The 16,330-nt window shown below is 74.1% G+C and carries 15 protein-coding genes and 1 riboswitch; of the genes, 7 read left to right on the top strand and 8 right to left on the bottom strand.

Going from position 1 to position 16,330, the window contains the following annotated elements:
• Positions 1-281 precede the first annotated feature (281 nt).
• From RIN80_RS04025 to RIN80_RS04015, 3 genes are all read left to right on the top strand, one after another.
• Entirely contained in the window at positions 282-1,613 is a 1,332-nt protein-coding gene (locus tag RIN80_RS04025) for a glycosyltransferase family 39 protein (protein ID WP_309094070.1), read from the top strand.
• Positions 1,607-3,259, top strand: a complete 1,653-nt coding sequence (locus tag RIN80_RS04020; protein WP_309094069.1) for a glycosyltransferase family 39 protein — start codon at positions 1,607-1,609, stop codon at positions 3,257-3,259. Before RIN80_RS04025 ends, RIN80_RS04020 begins: the two co-directional genes overlap by 7 nt.
• Before the next feature lie 250 nt (positions 3,260-3,509).
• Positions 3,510-4,409 (top strand): ArsR family transcriptional regulator, encoded by a 900-nt coding sequence (locus RIN80_RS04015; protein WP_309094068.1) that lies wholly within the window; start codon positions 3,510-3,512, stop codon positions 4,407-4,409.
• On the opposite strand, the gene RIN80_RS04010 is transcribed toward RIN80_RS04015, so the two are convergent.
• Positions 4,384-4,833: an ATP-binding protein gene (locus RIN80_RS04010; RefSeq protein WP_309094067.1), complete on the bottom strand. Its 450-nt coding sequence runs from the start codon at positions 4,831-4,833 to the stop codon at positions 4,384-4,386. The genes RIN80_RS04015 and RIN80_RS04010 overlap by 26 nt on opposite strands.
• Positions 4,834-4,924: 91 nt before the next feature.
• On the opposite strand from RIN80_RS04010, the gene RIN80_RS04005 reads away from it, so the two are divergent.
• The gene (locus tag RIN80_RS04005) at positions 4,925-5,752 is read left to right on the top strand and encodes a helix-turn-helix transcriptional regulator (protein ID WP_309094066.1); all 828 of its coding nucleotides are present in this window, start codon (positions 4,925-4,927) and stop codon (positions 5,750-5,752) included.
• Positions 5,739-5,918, top strand: a complete 180-nt coding sequence (locus RIN80_RS04000; RefSeq protein ID WP_309094065.1) for a DUF397 domain-containing protein — start codon at positions 5,739-5,741, stop codon at positions 5,916-5,918. Before RIN80_RS04005 ends, RIN80_RS04000 begins: the two co-directional genes overlap by 14 nt.
• 164 nt (positions 5,919-6,082) lie before the next feature.
• Here RIN80_RS04000 and RIN80_RS03995 read toward each other — a convergent pair whose 3' ends face one another.
• From RIN80_RS03995 to RIN80_RS03975, 5 genes are read right to left on the bottom strand one after another with little or no spacing between them, the layout of a single operon-like run.
• Positions 6,083-6,961: an ECF transporter S component gene (locus tag RIN80_RS03995; protein ID WP_309094064.1), complete on the bottom strand. Its 879-nt coding sequence runs from the start codon at positions 6,959-6,961 to the stop codon at positions 6,083-6,085.
• On the bottom strand, positions 6,958-8,616 hold the full coding sequence (locus RIN80_RS03990; RefSeq protein WP_309094063.1) for an ATP-binding cassette domain-containing protein: 1,659 nt from the start codon (positions 8,614-8,616) through the stop codon (positions 6,958-6,960). Before RIN80_RS03990 ends, RIN80_RS03995 begins: the two co-directional genes overlap by 4 nt.
• Complete coding sequence (locus tag RIN80_RS03985) at positions 8,613-9,680, bottom strand: CbiQ family ECF transporter T component (protein ID WP_309094062.1); 1,068 nt, start codon at positions 9,678-9,680, stop codon at positions 8,613-8,615. Before RIN80_RS03985 ends, RIN80_RS03990 begins: the two co-directional genes overlap by 4 nt.
• Entirely contained in the window at positions 9,673-10,305 is a 633-nt protein-coding gene (locus RIN80_RS03980) for an SCO2322 family protein (RefSeq protein WP_309094061.1), read from the bottom strand. Before RIN80_RS03980 ends, RIN80_RS03985 begins: the two co-directional genes overlap by 8 nt.
• Positions 10,302-11,522 carry a terpene cyclase/mutase family protein gene (locus RIN80_RS03975; protein ID WP_309094060.1) on the bottom strand — a complete coding sequence of 407 codons (1,221 nt, stop codon included), beginning with the start codon at positions 11,520-11,522 and terminating at the stop codon, positions 10,302-10,304. The genes RIN80_RS03980 and RIN80_RS03975 overlap by 4 nt, the downstream gene beginning before the upstream one ends.
• A gap of 110 nt (positions 11,523-11,632) precedes the next feature.
• Positions 11,633-11,770, bottom strand: a riboswitch (cobalamin riboswitch).
• Positions 11,771-11,957: 187 nt separating this feature from the next.
• Here RIN80_RS03975 and RIN80_RS03970 point away from each other — a divergent pair.
• Entirely contained in the window at positions 11,958-12,773 is an 816-nt protein-coding gene (locus RIN80_RS03970) for an SAM-dependent methyltransferase (protein WP_309094059.1), read from the top strand.
• A 62-nt stretch (positions 12,774-12,835) separates the two neighbouring features.
• Here the strand turns inward: RIN80_RS03970 and RIN80_RS03965 are convergent, their stop codons facing one another.
• Complete coding sequence (locus tag RIN80_RS03965) at positions 12,836-13,741, bottom strand: helix-turn-helix domain-containing protein (protein WP_375141603.1); 906 nt, start codon at positions 13,739-13,741, stop codon at positions 12,836-12,838.
• Between the two features lie 235 nt (positions 13,742-13,976).
• Positions 13,977-14,642: a TetR family transcriptional regulator gene (locus RIN80_RS03960; protein ID WP_309094058.1), complete on the bottom strand. Its 666-nt coding sequence runs from the start codon at positions 14,640-14,642 to the stop codon at positions 13,977-13,979.
• A gap of 211 nt (positions 14,643-14,853) precedes the next feature.
• Between RIN80_RS03960 and RIN80_RS03955 the strand changes: the two genes are divergently transcribed.
• Positions 14,854-16,330, top strand: a 1,477-nt coding sequence (locus RIN80_RS03955) for a glycosyltransferase family 4 protein (protein WP_309094057.1), incomplete at its 3' end; no start/stop codon positions are given.

Below are 16,330 nucleotides of genomic sequence, written 5' to 3'. Positions count from 1 at the left end.
CGGATTGATAGGCGCCCCCGACGGGGGCTGCCCATCAACGCGCGCGCTGGTGGAGTCGGCACCGTCCACCGGGCCACCCACCACGAGAGGCGAGTACGGACATCGACACGACACGGCTGAGTCACCCGGCGGCGGACCGCCCCCGAACCGTCCCGGCAGCCCCGACCCCGGCGGCGCCCGGCCCCGCCCACCGCCTCGGTCTGCTGCTGCCCCCGCTCCTCGCCCTGGCGACCGGGCTGTGGGGCATCCGCCGCGACGGAGCCCTGTGGCAGGACGAGGCGGTGACCTACGAGATGGCCCACCGCGCGCTGCCCGGCCTGTGGGCCACCCTGGGCGGGGCCGACGCCGTCCACGGGCTGTACTACCTGCTCATGCACGGGGTGTTCGCGCTGTGGGACGGCGGTCCGGTCGCGCTGCGGCTGCCCTCGGTCCTGGCCACGGCCGGCGCCGCGGCGGGCGTCGCCGCCCTGGGGCGCGGGCTCGCCGGACCCCGGGCCGGGCTGGCGGCCGGTGTGCTGTTCCCGCTGCTGCCCGCGGTCCAGCGCTACGCGCAGGAAGGCCGCTCCTACGCCCTGGTGACCGCGCTGGTGGTGGCGCAGACGTGGCTGCTGCTGCGGGCCTGCACCGAGCCGGGCGGGCGGCGGCGCCGCGTCCGGTGGGCCGGTTACGCCCTGCTGACCACACTGTCGGGGCTGTTGCACGAGTTCGCGCTGCTCGCGCTCCCCGCGCACGGGATCGCGCTCCTGGCCTCCCGGGCGCCACGGGCCGTGGGCCGGGCATGGGCCCGTGCGGCGTGCGGCGCGGCGGTCACCGTGACGCCGCTGGTTCTGCTGAGCCTGCGCCAGAGCGGGCAGGTGGCCTGGATCTCCGTGTCACTGGCCCGGGACGTCGCGGGGTTCCTGCTTCTGGCCGTTGTCGGCGCGGCCGCGGCGGCAGTCGTCCGGCGCGGGTCCATGGCCCCGGCACCCGGCCCCCGGTTGCACACCTGGGCCCTGCCGCTGCTCCTGGTCCCCCCAGCGCTCCTGCTGCTGGCGTCCGCGGTCCGGCCCCTGTACGTGGACCGCTACGTGCTCTACTCCCAGGCGGGCCTGGCCCTGCTGGTGGGCGCCGCCCTGGACCGCCTGTCCCGGCCGGCCCGCGCGCGGAGGCTGCTCGCGCCGGTGCTGGTGGCCGCGGCGGTGCCGGCGCTGTGGCCCGTGGGGACGCAGCTGCGCGACCCGCACAGCCGCACCGACGACACCCGGGCCATCGGCCGGGCCGTCGCGCAGGTGTCCCGGCCGGGGGACGGGGTGCTCTTCGTGCCGGCCAGCCGACGGGTGTGGGCCCTGTCCCGGGAACCCGCCTCGTACGGTGCGGTCGACCTGGCGCTGGCGGCCTCGCCGCGCGCCGGGCACACGCTGTACGGCACCGAACTGCCCGCCCCGGGCATCCGTACACGGATGCTGCGCGTCTCACGGATCGTCGTGGTGCACGATCCGGCGCGGGACCGGCGGGAGGCCGACGGGCGGGAGCGGACGAAGAGGGCGACGCTGCGCGCGCACTTCACCCCGTGTGGCGAACGGACGGTGGGCGTGGCCCGGATCGTCGTCTACGAGCGCGGCAGCCGGTGCTGAGCACCCGGCACCGGTGCGGCCCCGGCACCGGACCCGACCCGAAGGTCCCCAACTCCCAGGAGGCGACCATCACTTCGCAAGCGGAAGCCGCAGCGACCACGCGGGACCCGGCGGACTGCGCGAACCGGCACGGCGAGGGCCCGCCCGCCCGGTCCCGGCCGGTCGCCCCCTTCGTCACCGTCCTGGTCCCGGCGCTCGTCGCCGTGGCCCTGGGGTTGTGGGGGATCGAGCGGCAGAACAGCATGTGGCGGGACGAGTCGGTCACCTACCAGGTGGCGCATCGCCCGCTCGGCGAGCTGGGGGCGCTGCTGGAGCACATCGACGCCGTGCACGGCCTGTACTACCTTCTGATGCACGGGGTGTTCGCGCTGTGGGACGGCGGGCTGGTCGCGCTACGGCTGCCGTCGGTGGCGGCGACGGCCCTGGCCGCCGCCGGTGTCTCGGCGGTCGGCCGCCGGCTGGCCGGGCCGCGCGCGGGGCTCGCGGCGGGGCTCGTTTTCGCCGTGCTGCCGGTGGTGCAGGAGTTCGCGCAGGAGGGCCGTTCCTACGCCCTGGTCTGCGCCGGGGTCACCTGGGCGACCTACGCCTTCCTCCGCGCCCTCGACGCGCGAGGGGCCCGCTGGTGGACCGCGTACGGGCTGCTGCTGGCGGTGACCTGCTGGCTGCACGAGTTCGCCGGACTGGCCCTGCTCGCCCACGGCCTCACCCTGGTGCTGCTGCGGGCGCCGCGCACGGTCCGGCGGCCCTGGTGCGCGGCGGCGGCCGGGGTGGTGTTGAGCGTGCTGCCGCTGGCGCTGGTCAGCGCGGGGCAGTCGCAGCGGCAACTGGGCTGGCTGGGACGGCCCGGGCTGGGCATGTGGCTGCAGTTCCTGGCGCTCGCGGCGGCCGGGGCGCTGGTGGCGTGGCTGCTGCGCCGCTCCGGGGGCGCGGTCCGGGACGGGGACCGGCGCCTGGTGGCCCTCGCCCTGCCGATGCTGACCGTCCCCGCCGGAGTGCTGCTGACCATCTCGCTCGTCGAGCCGTGGTACGTCGAACGGTACGTGCTGTACGGCATGACCGGTCTGGCCCTGCTGGCCGGGGCCGGGCTGGACCGCGCGGTGGCCCGTAGGCATCGGCTCGCCCCCGCCGCCCGGGTGTTGACAGCCGGACTGCTCGCCGGCGCCGCCCTGGCCGTGCTGCTGCCCTGGTCGCTCCTGCTCCGCTCGCCGGAGAGCCGCAAGGACGACGTGGTCGCCGTCGCGCACGCCGTCGAGCAGGTGGCGCGCTCCGGGGACGCGGTCCTGTTCCTGCCGTCGCGGCGCCGCGAGTGGCTGCTGTCGTTCCCCGGGGTCTACGCCCGCCTGCACGACCTGGCCCTGGCCGAGTCGCCCGGCGCGTCGAACACGCTCCAGGGCACCGAGGTCCCCGCCGGCGTCCTCCGGCACCGTCTCCTCACCGCCGACCGTGTCATCGCCCTGGCCGACCCGGTGGGCCAGCCGCTCGACGCCGTACCCCAGGAGGTGGTGAAACGGCGGGTCCTGCGCAGGTCCTTCCAGGTCTGCGCCCGCACGGCGGTACGCGGCGCACAGGTCATCGTGTACGCCCGGCCGGGACACTGTGCGACACGGGAACGAACTTTCGAGGCTGATGAAATGTCCCGAATGTGAAGGAAAATATCTGGCGGTTCGGCTGGTGCATCTGTGAATATCTCGGTCCTGAGGGGGGATGCCGCCGATCGTGACCGGACCGGCGGCTGCCGCCCAACGACAGCAGGGGGATCGAGTGATTTCTGTGCGTTTGGGTGCCGATGCGCTGACGGATGCGACCTTTGCGCTGTCTCCGCTGGCGCAGATGGTGTTCCTTCTGGGCCTCGGCGGAACGGTTGCGGGTACGGAACAGCCACGGGAGCGACCCGGGGTGCGGGAGATCCTCTTCCGGAAGGATCTACGCCTGCTGGCGGCGCTGCGCGGGGAGATCCGCGGCTACGCGCCGGGGTTCCTGCTCCCGCAGTGCGAGTCGCACGGCGCGCTGGACGGGGAACTTCACCAACTGGCCACGACGCCCGACGGCGTGGTGGCCCAACAGGTGGACAGGGTCCTCACGCTCGCCCGGGCCGGGCAGGCGAAGCCGTCCGCTGGCGTCACCACGATCGCCGCCGCGCTGGACGCCGGGGAGCAGTCGTTCGTCCAGCGGGTGGCCTCCGAACTGGGTCATTTCTGGCGCGGGTTCATGGCGGAGCGGTGGGAGGTCCTGCGGTGCCGGATGGAGGCGGACATCCGGCACCGGGGCGCCTCCATGGCGAGCCGCGGCCTGAGCGCCACCCTCAACTCGCTGCATCCGGCGGTCTCCTACGACTCCGGTGTGCTGCACATCCGTGACGATCGCTCCTGGAAGGTGTTCGAGGGGAGCAGGATGGTGCTCCACCCCTCGCCCCTCGCCTCCACCTGGCTGCTGCGCGACGACCCCTGGGGTGACGGAGGGACCCACCTGGTCTACCCGGTGGGCGCGAGCGGCGCGTCCGACGGCGCCCCGGCGGCGGGGCCCGCGGCGGAGGGCGAGCTGGGCAAGGTGATCGGCGAGGCCCGGCTGCTCCTCCTGTCCGACCTGGGCAGCTCCCGCACGACCACGGAACTCGCCGAGCGGCACCGGATGAGCGCGTCGACGGTGTCGTACCACCTGCTGCGGCTGCACCGGGTGGGGCTGCTCAACCGGGTGCGGGAAGGCAGCCGGGTCTACTACCAGCGCACCCCGGAGGCCGACCGACTCGTCGCCCGCCGCTACCGCCACACGCTCACCACGCAGTTCGCCGGGGCGTAGCGCCCGGCTCGCTGGAGCGGACGGTGGGGGCGTCCGCCCCGCACTCGAACCAGACGGTCTTTCCGCCGCCGGACTCCAGCGACACGCCCCACTTGCCGACCACGGCGTCGAGCAGAAGCAGGCCCCGGCCGCCCTCCGACTCCTCGTCCGAAGCGGCCGGGGTGCGCGGCAGTTCGTCACTGCCGTCCGTGACCTCCACCCGTACGCCGGTCCGCTGCCGCAGCAACAGCAGCACGCAGCGCCGGTCCGGGACGTGCCGTACGACGTTGGCGAGCAGCTCGGTCACGCCCAGCTCCACGGGGTCGGACAGCTCGGGCATGCCCCACTCGGCCAGGAGCGAGCGGGCGATACGGCGGATGTGCCGGGGAGCGTGCGAGCCGACGATGAGGCGCATCGTGTACTGGGCGGGAATGTATTCGTTCACGGGACGAGGCTGACGTGCGGTGACTACCCTCGGCTACGGAACGGATACAACCCGTCCCGTGGTGGGCGGTGTTGCGTGAGAGGGGCTCTGCGTGACCAACATCAACGCGCTCGACCCGGGGGCCTCCCCGCTCGACTACTACGGCTACGAGCTGCGCCGGCACAGGGAGGCGGCCGGGCTGACGCAGCGGCAGTTGGGGGACATCGTCAACTACACCGGCTCGCTCGTTGGGCAGATCGAGACGGCCCGCAAGGTGCCCACGCCGGAGTTCAGTGAACGGGCGGATGCGGCGCTGGGCACGGACGGCCTGTTCTCCCGGCTCGTGGACCTGGTGCTGCGCAGTCGGCTTCCGGCCTGGTTCCAGCAGGTGGCGGAGCTGGAAGTGCGGGCCACGGAGGTCTGCTCCTTCCAGACGCACATGGTCCTCGGGTTGCTTCAGACCCCGGGGTACGCGCGGGCCGTGCTGGGCGCGTTGGACCGGAGCGACCTCGACGACCGCACGGCGGTGCGGCTCGCTCGCCAGCGGGTCTTCGAGAGGGCTGAGCCGCCTGTCTTCTGGGCGGTCCTCAGCGAAGCCGCTCTGCACCTGGAGATCGGCGGTCCGGAGGTCATGCGGGAGCAACTCGCCCACCTGTTGTCGTTCGAAGGCAATCCTCGGATCAACGTCCAGGTGTTGCCGTTCTCGGTGGGTGCGCACGCCGGGCTGCAAGGCTCGTTCGACCTCTACCGGTTTTCCAGCGACCCCACCATCGTCTACACGGAGGGGTACGGCAGCGGGTATCCGACCGCGAACCCGGACACCGCCAGGGAGTGTTCGCTCCGTTACGATCACCTGCGGGCTGCCGCGCTTTCCCTCAACGACTCGGCGGAGCTCATCCGGCGCGTAATGGAGGAACGCTATGGAGATGCAGTGGCGTAGGTCGTCCTACAGCGGTGACCAAGGCGGCCAGTGCCTCGAAGTCGCCGAAACGCCCCACACCACCGTCGCGATACGCGACTCCAAGAACCCAGCGGGACCGGTCCTCACCCTCGACCCCGCCGTGTTCACCAGCTTCGTCGACTGGGCGGCCGCAACCGCTGAATGATCGAAGGCGACGGCCCCGGGGATCAGGGGGCCGCCGCCTTCGGTCTGCGCCACGGGTGGGCGGTCGTCCAGAGAAACAGGCCCCGCCCGATGCCCGCAATGAACCCTTGTACTAGGGATGGCCGCATGGCCGGGGCGCCCGGTCCATGTGACCGGGCGTTGTGTCTACGGCCCCGCCTCGTACGTGACGCGGGTCATGTGGGGGGCTTCACTCCCGGGCTCCCCCGGGGGCGCGTCGAACGTGACGGGCGTCTCGAAGGCCGCCCGCCGCGTGGCCCGGCGCAGCGCCCGCAGGACCGCCGGGCCGAGGGTGAGGGTCAGGACGGCCGTGACGACCGCCCGGCCCAGGTCCCAGCCGAGCGACGTGGCCAGGCAGTAGGCGAGGAAACGGGCCAGGTTCGTGGGGACCGGCGCGTGCGGGTCGAAGGCGACGTTCGAGGCGAGCGCGCTCATGAAGGGCCAGCCCGCCAGGTTCATCACCGTGCCGTAGACGAACGCCGCGAGGAAGCCGTACGCCGCGAGCAGCGCGAGCTCCGCCCGGCCGCGCAGCCGGTCCGGGCCCGGCAGCAGGCCCGCCGCCATCGCGAACCAGCCCATCGCCAGCATCTGGAACGGCAGCCAGGGTCCGACCCCGCCCGTGAGCAGCGCGGACGCGAACATCGTCACCGAGCCGAGGACGAAACCGAAACCGGGGCCGAGCACCCGGCCGCTCAGCACCATCAGGAAGAACATCGGCTCGATCCCGGCGGTCCCGGCGCCGATCGGCCGCAGGGCCGCCCCCACCGCGGCCAGCACGCCGAGCATCGCCACCGCCTTCGGGCCCAGCCCCGACTCCGAGATCGCCGCGGCCACGACCGCCACCAGCAGCACCAGCAGACCCGCGAAGAGCCAGGGCGCGTCCTGCGCGTGCGCACTGATCCGCGAGTCCGGCGGCGCGAGGAAGGGCCAGCCGAAGCCGGCCACCCCGACGGCGCTGACCAGGACCAGGGCGGCGAGGGAGCGGGGGCCGAGGCGGACGGCCCGCGCCTGCCGCTGCGTCCTCACGAGGCGCCCCCGGTACCGAGGGCCGCGCGGACCTGGGAGACCGTGAGCCACTGCTGCGGGGCCAGGATCTTGGTGACCTGCGGCGCGAAGGACGGGGAGGAGACCACGACCTCCGCCGTCGGGCCGTCCGCGATCACCTCGCCCTCGGCGAGCAGCACCACCCGGTGGGCGAGCTCCGCCGCCAGTTCCACGTCGTGCGTCGCCAGCACGATGGCGTGGCCCTCGGCGGCCAGGCCGCGCAGCACCGCGACCAGACGGGCCTTCGCCGCGTAGTCCAGACCCCGGGTCGGCTCGTCCAGCAGGAGCAGCGGCGGCCGGGCCGTCAGCACGACGGCCAGGGCCAGTGCGAGCCGCTGCCCCTCCGACAAATCCCGCGGGTGCGTGTCGTCGGCGACGCCCGGGAGCAGTTCCGTGACCAGGGCCCGGCAGGTGCCGGGGGCCGCGCCCGCGTCCTTGTCGGCCGCGGCGCACTCGGCGGCGACGGTGTCGGCGTAGAGCAGGTCGCGCGGCTCCTGCGGGACCAGGCCGACCCTGCGGACGAGGTCCTTCGGGGCGGTGCGGTGCGGAACGGCTTCGCCGAGGCGGACGGTTCCCGAGCTGGGGGTGACCAGGCCGACCAGGGAGTTGAGCAGGGTGGACTTTCCGGCGCCGTTGCGGCCCATGAGGGCGATCGTCTCGCCGGGGGTGATGGTGAGGTCGATGTCGCGGAGGGCCCGGACGCGGGCGCGGGTGACGGAGAGGGCGTGGAGTGCGCCTACCGGGGTGGGAGCTGCCGAGCGTTCGCGGGTGCGGGTGGGCTGTGGCTTGTCGCGCAGTTCCCCGCGCCCCTGAGGGGCGTCGTTCTCCAGTCGGCGTCTGAGGTCTGCCGCCCTGCGCCTGGCGTCGCGGACCGTCATCGGCAGGGGGTTCCAGCCCGCCAGGCGGCCCAGGGCCACCACCGGGGGGTACACCGGCGAGACGGCCATCACCTCGGCCGGCGGGCCGAGCACGGGGGCGGCACCCGGGGCCGGCAGCAGGACGACCCGGTCGGCGTACTGGATGACGCGCTCCAGGCGGTGCTCGGCCATGAGCACCGTCGTGCCCAGGTCGTGCACCAGCCGCTGGAGGACCGCCAAAACCTCCTCGGCCGCCGCCGGGTCGAGCGCGGAGGTCGGCTCGTCCAGGACCAGGACGCCCGGGTGCGGGGTGAGGACCGAGCCGATCGCGACCCGCTGCCGCTGGCCGCCGGAGAGCGTGGCGATCGGCCGGTGGCGCAGGTCGGCGAGGCCGAGCAGGTCGAGCGTCTCCTCCACGCGGCGGCGCATCACGTCCGGCGCGAGCCCCAGCGACTCCATGCCGTAGGCCAGTTCGTCCTCGACGGTGTCGGTGACGAAGTGGGCCAGCGGGTCCTGGCCCACCGTGCCCACCACGTCGGCCAGTTCCCGCGGCTTGTGGGTGCGGGTGTCGCGGCCGGCGACCGTGACCCGGCCGCGCAGCGTGCCGCCGGTGAAGTGCGGGACGAGACCGCTGACCGCGCCCAGGACGGTCGACTTGCCGACCCCGGACGGGCCCGCCAGCAGGACGAGTTCGCCCTCGGGGACCTCGAAGTCGATGCCCTGGACGGTCGGTCCGGCGGCCCCGTCGTAGGTGACGGACACGTCCTCGAAGCGGATCACGACGGCTCCTCGGGATCGGGGGCGGCGAACGCGGGCAGCAGGCCGAGCAGGACGGCCGCCGCCGGCCAGACGGGCAGAGTCGGGGCGACGAGCGGGACCACACCCGGGTGCAGGGCGGCGGGGTCGCGCACGGAGGCGAGGGTGACCAGGGCCGCCACCGCCACGCCCGAGGCGACGACCAGCCAGGCGCGCACGTCCCAGCGGTCCGGGCGGTAGCGGGTGCGCAGACAGCGGCGGCCGCCGAGCTTGAGGCCCGCGAGGGCGGCGGTGACACCGGCCAGGAGCACGGGCACGCCGTAGGTGCCGCCCTCGGCCGTGAGGAGCCCGTACGTTCCGGCGCAGACGCCGAGCAGGCCGCCGAGGGTGAGGGCGGCGGTGGTCCGGCGTACCGCGGCGGGCACCTGGGCCGTACGGCCGTAACCGCGGGCGTCCATCGCCGCGGCGAGGGAGACGGAGCGCTCCAGGGCGCCCTCCAGTACGGGCAGGCCCACCTGCAGCAGGCCCCGGACGCCCTTGTCGGGGCGGCCGCGCAGACGGCGGGCGGCGCGCAGGCGCTGGACGTCGGCGATGAGGTTCGGGGCGAAGGTGAGGGCCACCACCACCGCGACGCCCGTCTCGTACAGCGCGCCCGGGAGGGACTTCAGCAGCCGGGAGGGGTTGGCCAGGGCGTTCGCGGCGCCCACGCAGATCAGCAGCGTGGCCAGCTTCAGGCCGTCGTACAGCGCGAACGTGAGGGCCTCCGCCGTGACCTCGCCACCGAGGCGGATGCCCTGCGCCCAGGCGGGCAGGGCGACTTCGGGGAGGGTGAACAGGGTGTGCGTGCCGGGGATCGGGGAGCCGAGGAGCGTCGCGAACAGCAGGCGGATCAGCAGCACGGCGAGGGCGAGCTTCACGAAGGCGCCGTAGGAGCGGGACCAGGGGGTGTCGGGGCGACGGGTCGCCACGACGTACGCGGAGACGGCGACGAGGAGGGCGAGCAGGAGGGGGTTGGTGGTACGGGTGGCCGCGGTGCCGAGGGCCAGGGCCCACAGCCACCAGGCGCCGGGGTGGAGCGACCTACCCACGCCGGCGTACCTGCCAGATCGCCGCCCCGCCCAGGAGGACCACCACGCCGATGCCCGCCACCAGGCCGAGGGACGGGCCGTCGTCCGGCTGTTGCTTCTTCCCCGCCGCCGGGCCCCGCTCCTTCCGCGCGACCTGCTCGCCGCAGCCCCGCTCCGGGTAGCCCGAGATCGCGCACAGCAGGGCGTTGGTGTCGTAGCGCAGCGGCTCGGCGACCGCGGCCAGGGCCTGAGCGGTCGTCGCGTCCGGGGAGACCCGGGCGCAGGCCGTGCGCGCGGCGGGCGGCCTCTCGCCCTCGGGGGCGTCGTCGCGGGTGCCGAAGTCCAGGACCAGGGCGACGCGTTTCGTGCCGTCCCGGGCGGGCGTCCTCGCGCAGATCGCCGCGAAACCGGCCCGGCCGCGCGGCCGGGCCGCGTCGGCGGAGTCCTCGCTCACCGCGAAGCGGAAGCCCTGGACGTCACCGTCCGAGGGGCGGGCCGTGGACGGGCCCTGGGTGGCGTAGACCCAGCGGTCGCCCTCGCGCTCCCAGAACGACCAGTAGCGGTACCCGGCGGCCTGGGCCGCCTGGCCCGCGCCCACGACCGGCAGGATCGCGGCCAGGAGGAGGAGAACGGCCCGGCGGATCACGGCTGCCGCTTCCGGCGGCCGGTGAACAGGAACCCGATGCCGATCCCCGCGACGAGGCAGACACCGACGTACCACCAGACGCCGAACACGGAGTCGGAGTCCTTGTCCTCCTCGGCGGCCTTCTCGCCGGACTTCGCGGCGGCCTGCGGGGCCGGGCCCGTCGCGTTCAGCTGCTTCACCAGGTCCGCGCCGCCGAAGTCGCGCGGGTCCGTGCCCGTCGCGTGGGCGGCGAAGATCAGCTGCGCGTAGGCGGCCGGCCCGCTCCGCGCGGCCCAGGTCGCGGAGTTCTTCGCCAGCCACCGCACGGACCTCTGCGCCTGCTGGCTGTCGCCCCGCGCGGCCAGTGCGACGACCGCGTCGGCGGTGTTGCCGTAGTCGGGCTGGGGCTCGGCACCGGCCAGGGCCGACATCAGGTGGTCGTCGTCCCTGCCGAGGGCGGAGGTGAGGTACGCGGCCCCGTTCGCCGCCGCCCGCTCCGGCGTGCGCGGCTCGGCGCAGGCCGGGCCGGACGTCTTGCCGGCCTTCTTGCCGGGCTTCACCACCATGCCGTGGCCCAGGGCGCCGAGCACACCGGCCGCCGTGGCGTCCGCGTTGGCGGCCAGGTCGCCCTTCTTGTCCGGCTGGAACGCGAACGCCCCGGCGCCGTCCCCGTCGCAGGGAAGCGCGAGCTTCAGCAGCGCGTCGTAGGGAGACTTGCCGCCCTTCTCCACCCGGCCCGGCTCCTCGCCGGCGGCGGCGAGCGCGCCGATGACGACCGACGTGGAGTTGGTGTCGCTGGCGCCGCCGGGCGCGTAACCCCAGCCGCCGTCCTTGTTCTGGACGGACTTCAGCCAGCCGACGGCCTTTCCGGTGACGTCGTCGTGCCCGCCGAGCGCGGTCAGGGCCTGTACGGCGGCGGACGTGGCGTTGGTGTCGAGCGGCGTCCTGGCGTCGCAGGCGGTGGCGGGGTCGGGGCGGTAGGAGGCGAACCCGCCGTCCGCGCACTGCTGGCGCACCAGCCACTGGACGGACTTCGCGGCCGGCTTCACCCCGGCCGTGTCCTGCGCGAGCAGCGCCAGCGACTGGCGCCAGACGCCGTCGTACTTCGGGTCCGCGTCGCCGTACAGGGCGGAGGGGAGCGCCTGGGACGGCGAGGGGGACGGGTCGGCGGCGGCCGGGGCGGCGGCGCCGATCACGGCGACGGCGGCCAGGACCGCGGCGCTGCGGCGGACGTTCATGATCGGCGGGTGCCTCTCCCTGTGGGGGAGCCGGGCAGCGCGGGACACCCCGGCGGCTCGGCTCCGTATACCTCGACGGTGCCGTGCGCCGGCGGACCGCCGGGCACGTGAGCCGGTCACGAACCGTACGCGGCGATCCGGCTCACCGCCGTGCTGGTGGCGGCTCACGGTTGCGGGTCAGCGCCGGAATTGCACCGGCTTCCCCCCGTACGGTGTGATGACGACCCGCTTACTGTACCCGCCCGTAGGGAACCGCCCGAGGGGGCCGGGTCCGCGCTCACGCGGCCGGCCCCGACCGGGGCGCCGCGCCGCCGTGGCGCCCATCCGGGCATGAGTGAGGCGGCGGCCGAACTCGTGGGAAGCCGCGAGGAGTTGATCCTCACCAGGGTGTGGACCGGCTAACGTGGGGAGTCCCGATCACACGCAGGAGCGTCCATGACCGACCAGGTGGAGAACTCCGAGCAGGAGCCGTTCGACAAGATCGACACCTCGGTGCCGCACTCGGCCCGGATCTGGAACTACTGGCTGGGCGGCAAGGACAACTACGAGGTCGACCGCGTCGCCGGTGACGCGTTCCGGGAGATCTTCCCCGGGATCGAGACCGGGGCCCGCGCCGCCCGCTACTTCCTCGCCCGCGCCGTCCGCCACCTCGCCGCCGAGGAGGGCATCCGGCAGTTCCTGGACGTCGGCACCGGCCTGCCCAACGTGGACAACACCCACCAGATCGCCCAGCGCGTCGCCCCGGAGAGCCGGATCGTCTACGTCGACAACGACCCCCTGGTCCTCGCCCACGCCCGCGCGCTGCTCACCAGCACCCCGGAAGGCGTCACCAACTACGTCGACGCCGACCTGCGCCGGCCGGAGACGATCATCCGGGAAGCCGGCAAGACCCTGGACTTCGACCGGCCCGTCGCGCTGATGCTCATGGGCATCCTGGGCCACATCGAGGACCACGACGAGGCCCGCTCGATCGTGCGGCAGCTGGTGGACGCCCTGCCCTCCGGCAGCTTCCTCGTGAGTTACGACTCCACCGACACCAGCGAGGACTACGTCCGGGCCATCGACCAGTACAACGAGGGCGGCTCGATCCCCTACATCCTGCGCAGCCCGGAGCAGATCGCGCGCCACTTCGACGGACTGGAACTGCTCGAACCGGGCGTGACGTCCTGCTCCCGCTGGCGCCCCGACGCGGCGGCCCTGGGCCTGCCCGCCGAGGTGCACCAGTACGGCGGAGTGGCCCGCAAGGCCTGAGCCGGCGCACCGCCCGTGCGGCCGTCAGGCGGCCTGCCGGCCGTCGGGCGTCCCGTCGGCCGTCAGGTCTCCTGGAGCACGCGGTGCAGGATGGTCGGAGTCTCGTCCGGTGACTCGGCTTCGACCACCAGCCGGTTCATCGCGTCCCAGTAGCGCTCGATCTCCCCGGGCTTGTCCGGGTACAGGGCGGTGGTGAGCTTCTCCAGGTAGACCATGTCCGGCAGTTGCCCGCCGGGCAGGCGCAGGATGGTCACCGGGCCGCCCTCGGCCGCGTGCCCGCCGGAGGTGAACGGCAGGATCTGCAGCGTGACCTGCGGCAGCCGGCATGCCTCGATGAGCTGCCTGAGCTGGGCGCGCATCACCCGGATCCCGCCCACCGGACGGCGCAGCGCCGCCTCGTCCAGCACGGCCCACAGCCTGGTCGGCGGCTGCCGGTGCAGGATCCGCTGGCGGGTCATCCGCAGCGCGACCCGGCGCTCGATCTCCGCCGGGCCGGCGTCGGGATGGGCGACGCGGAGGGAGGCGCGGGCGTAGTCGGGCGTCTGCAGCAGGCCGGGCACGCGCTGCACCTGGTAGCAGCGGACGAGGCTCGCCGCCTGCTCGGCCCCGAGGTACGTCTGCATCCAGGTGGGCACGACATCGCCGTAGTAGCGCCACCAGGCCGGGGTGTTGGCCTGCTCGGCCAGGGCCAGCAGGGTGGCGCGCTCGGCCTCGTCGGTGACGCCGTAGAGGGTGAGCAGGTCGGCGACGTCCCGCAGTTTGAAGCCGTGGCGCCCGGCCTCCATGCGGCTGATCTTCGACGGGGAGGAGCGGATGACCTCTCCGGCGTCCGCGCGGCCGATGCCCCGCTCCTCGCGCAGCCGCCGCAGCCGGGCGCCCAGCACCAGCCGCGGCACCATGGGCCCGGCCGACCGGGCGTCCAGCGCCCCGCCGCCGGTCGTGACGAATGCGGCCTCTTCGGTGCCCATGGGCATATCTCCCGGTGCGAGCGTTGCGTCGGACCATCCTAGAGGGCGCAGCACACCATCAAGTGCCTCGTGATGGCGGACAGTTCACCGGATCTGACCTACACCGCCACGTACCGGCCGGTACCGCTTCCGCGCGGCCCGGTGTCACCAGGCGGCGCGGACGGTCCTCGGCCCGCGAGACGGCGATGGCGCTCGGACCGTGGGGGATCCGGTGCCAGGGGGTCCGAGGAGCAGGTCATCCCCGCGCGTCCGGCGCCGTCAGGTCGATCAGGCGGCAGACCGTCTCGATGTCGATCCTGACCTGGGCGATGGAGGCGCGGCCCGAGAGCCAGGTGATCAGGGCCGAGTGCCAGGTGTGCTCGATGACCCGGACCGCCGACAACTGCTGCGGGGTCGGGTCCTGCTGGCCCATCGCGTCCAGGATGATCGCCGTGGTCTGCCGGGAGACCTGGTCGACCTCGGGGCTCACGCTGCGGTCGGCGAAGGTGAGGGCGCGGACCATCGCGTCGGCCAGCTGCGGCTCGCGCTGCAGGGCGCGGAAGGCCCGCATCAGCGTCTCGGCCACCCGCTCGGCCGCCGCGGCGCCCTGCGGCGGCTTCTTCCGGAGCGTGCCGTGCATGTGCTCCAGCTGGTCCTGCATCGTGGCGACCAGCAGATGGATCTTGGAGGGGAAATAGCGGTACAGCGTGCCGAGCGCCACCTGGGAGACTTCCGCGACCTCACGCATCTGCACGGCGTCGAAACCGCCCCGGCCGGCCAGTTGCGCGCTCGCGTGCAGGATGCGGCGGCGACGGGCCTGCTGCCGCTGGGTCAGCGCAGGGGCGGCTGCGGCTCCGGCTTCCACCTTGGCCGGCTTGGCCACCTTGTTCACCTTGGCGTTCACCTGGGCTTCCGCGGGCATGGCTCGGTCCCGTTCCGTGACCGTCCGTGAGGACGAGTGATCAGACAGCATGGCACGGCGGCGGCCGTGGCGTGAATCACCTGATCCACTGGTCACAGCGCCCCTACCTGCCGGTAGATTCGGAGCCTCCGAACGATCAAGTCTGAAACTTGTTCTAGATTAGCGTCCCGGCGTAATCTCGCGGGACAGTGCAGGGAGAAGGGGGCCCAGAGTGACCGCTGAGGCCAGGGAGGCCGGGGCCCCGGAGGACCCCGCTGCCGACGGCTTGCGACCGCTCGACATCGCGCTCCTCACCTATAAAGGGAACCCGTTCTGCGGTGGTCAGGGCGTCTACGTCCGGCACCTCTCCCGTGAACTGGCCCGCCTCGGCCACCGGGTCGAGGTCATCGGCGCCCAGCCGTACCCGGTGCTCGACGAGGGCTACGACGGCCTGCGCCTCACCGAGCTGCCCAGCCTCGACCTGTACCGCCAGCCGGACCCCTTCCGCACGCCCGGGCGCGGCGAGTACCGCGACTGGATCGACGCGCTGGAAGTCGCGACGATGTGGACCGGCGGCTTCCCCGAGCCCCTGACCTTCTCGCTGCGCGCCCGCCGCCATCTGCGCGCCCGGCGCGGCGAGTTCGACGTGATCCACGACAACCAGACCCTCGGCTACGGCCTGCTGGGTGACGTCGGCGCGCCCCTGGTGACCACGATCCACCACCCCATCACCGTGGACCGCCAGTTGGAGCTGGACGCGGCGGACGGCTGGCAGCGGCGCTGCTCGGTGCGGCGGTGGTACGCCTTCACCCGCATGCAGAAGCGGGTGGCGCGGCGGCTGCCGTCCGTGCTCACCGTCTCCGGCACGTCCCGCCAGGAGATCGTCGACCACCTCGGCGTCCGGCCGGACCGGATCCACGTGGTCCACATCGGCGCCGACACCGACCTGTTCTCGCCGGACCCGTCCGTGCCCGTCGTCCCCGGCCGGATCGTGACGACGTCCAGCGCGGACGTGCCGCTCAAGGGCCTGGTCCATCTGGTCGAGGCGCTGGCGAAGGTGCGCGCGGAGCACCCCGGGGCGCATCTCGTCGTGGTCGGCAAGCGCCCGGCCGAGGGGCCGGTCGCCCAGGCCGTGGAGCGCTACGGGCTGGCAGGCGCCGTGGAGTTCGTCAAGGGCATCTCCGACGCGGAACTCGTCGACCTGGTGCGCTCGGCGCAGGTCGCGTGCGTGCCGTCCCTCTACGAGGGCTTCTCGCTGCCGGCCGCGGAGGCCATGGCGACGGGGACGCCGCTGCTCGCCACGACCGGGGGCGCGATCCCCGAGGTCGCCGGGCGGGACGGCGAGACGTGCCTGGCGGTGCCCCCGGGCGACTCCGAGGCCCTGGCCGCGGGGCTGGGCCGCCTGCTGGGCGACCCGGACCTGCGCGCACGGCTCGGCGCGGCCGGACGCGAACGGGTCCTGCGGCACTTCACCTGGGCCCGGGCCGCGGAGGGGACGGTGTCCCGCTACCGCGAGGCGATCGACCGGGCCGGCGGACAGGGCCGGGGCGACCGGACGCGTGCCGCCTCCGGCCGTGCGACGACCCCGGCGGTTTCCGGCTCACCTGCTCCCGGGGCCGTTCACCCGCTCCCGGGACCGGGCGCGAGTGCCGGCTCGCCGGCTGCGACGGCGGTGTCCGGCACCTCGCCCTCCGCGTCGCCGGGCGGGG

The organism is Streptomyces sp. (genome assembly GCF_031181705.1).
Lineage (GTDB): Bacteria > Actinomycetota > Actinomycetes > Streptomycetales > Streptomycetaceae > Streptomyces.
The sequence above is the reverse complement of the archived record's forward strand: the minus strand, read 5'-3'. Positions and strand labels throughout refer to the sequence as shown.

What these genes read in the sequence shown, in the direction of transcription:
- RIN80_RS03970 (WP_309094059.1), top strand. Translation starts at nt 11,958, where the DNA reads ATGACCGACCAGGTGGAGAACTCCGAGCAGGAGCCGTTCGACAAGATC.
- RIN80_RS03975 (WP_309094060.1), bottom strand. Translation starts at nt 11,522, where the DNA reads ATGAACGTCCGCCGCAGCGCCGCGGTCCTGGCCGCCGTCGCCGTGATC.
- RIN80_RS03960 (WP_309094058.1), bottom strand. Translation starts at nt 14,642, where the DNA reads ATGCCCGCGGAAGCCCAGGTGAACGCCAAGGTGAACAAGGTGGCCAAG.
- RIN80_RS03965 (WP_375141603.1), bottom strand. Translation starts at nt 13,741, where the DNA reads ATGGGCACCGAAGAGGCCGCATTCGTCACGACCGGCGGCGGGGCGCTG.
- RIN80_RS04000 (WP_309094065.1), top strand. Translation starts at nt 5,739, where the DNA reads ATGCAGTGGCGTAGGTCGTCCTACAGCGGTGACCAAGGCGGCCAGTGC.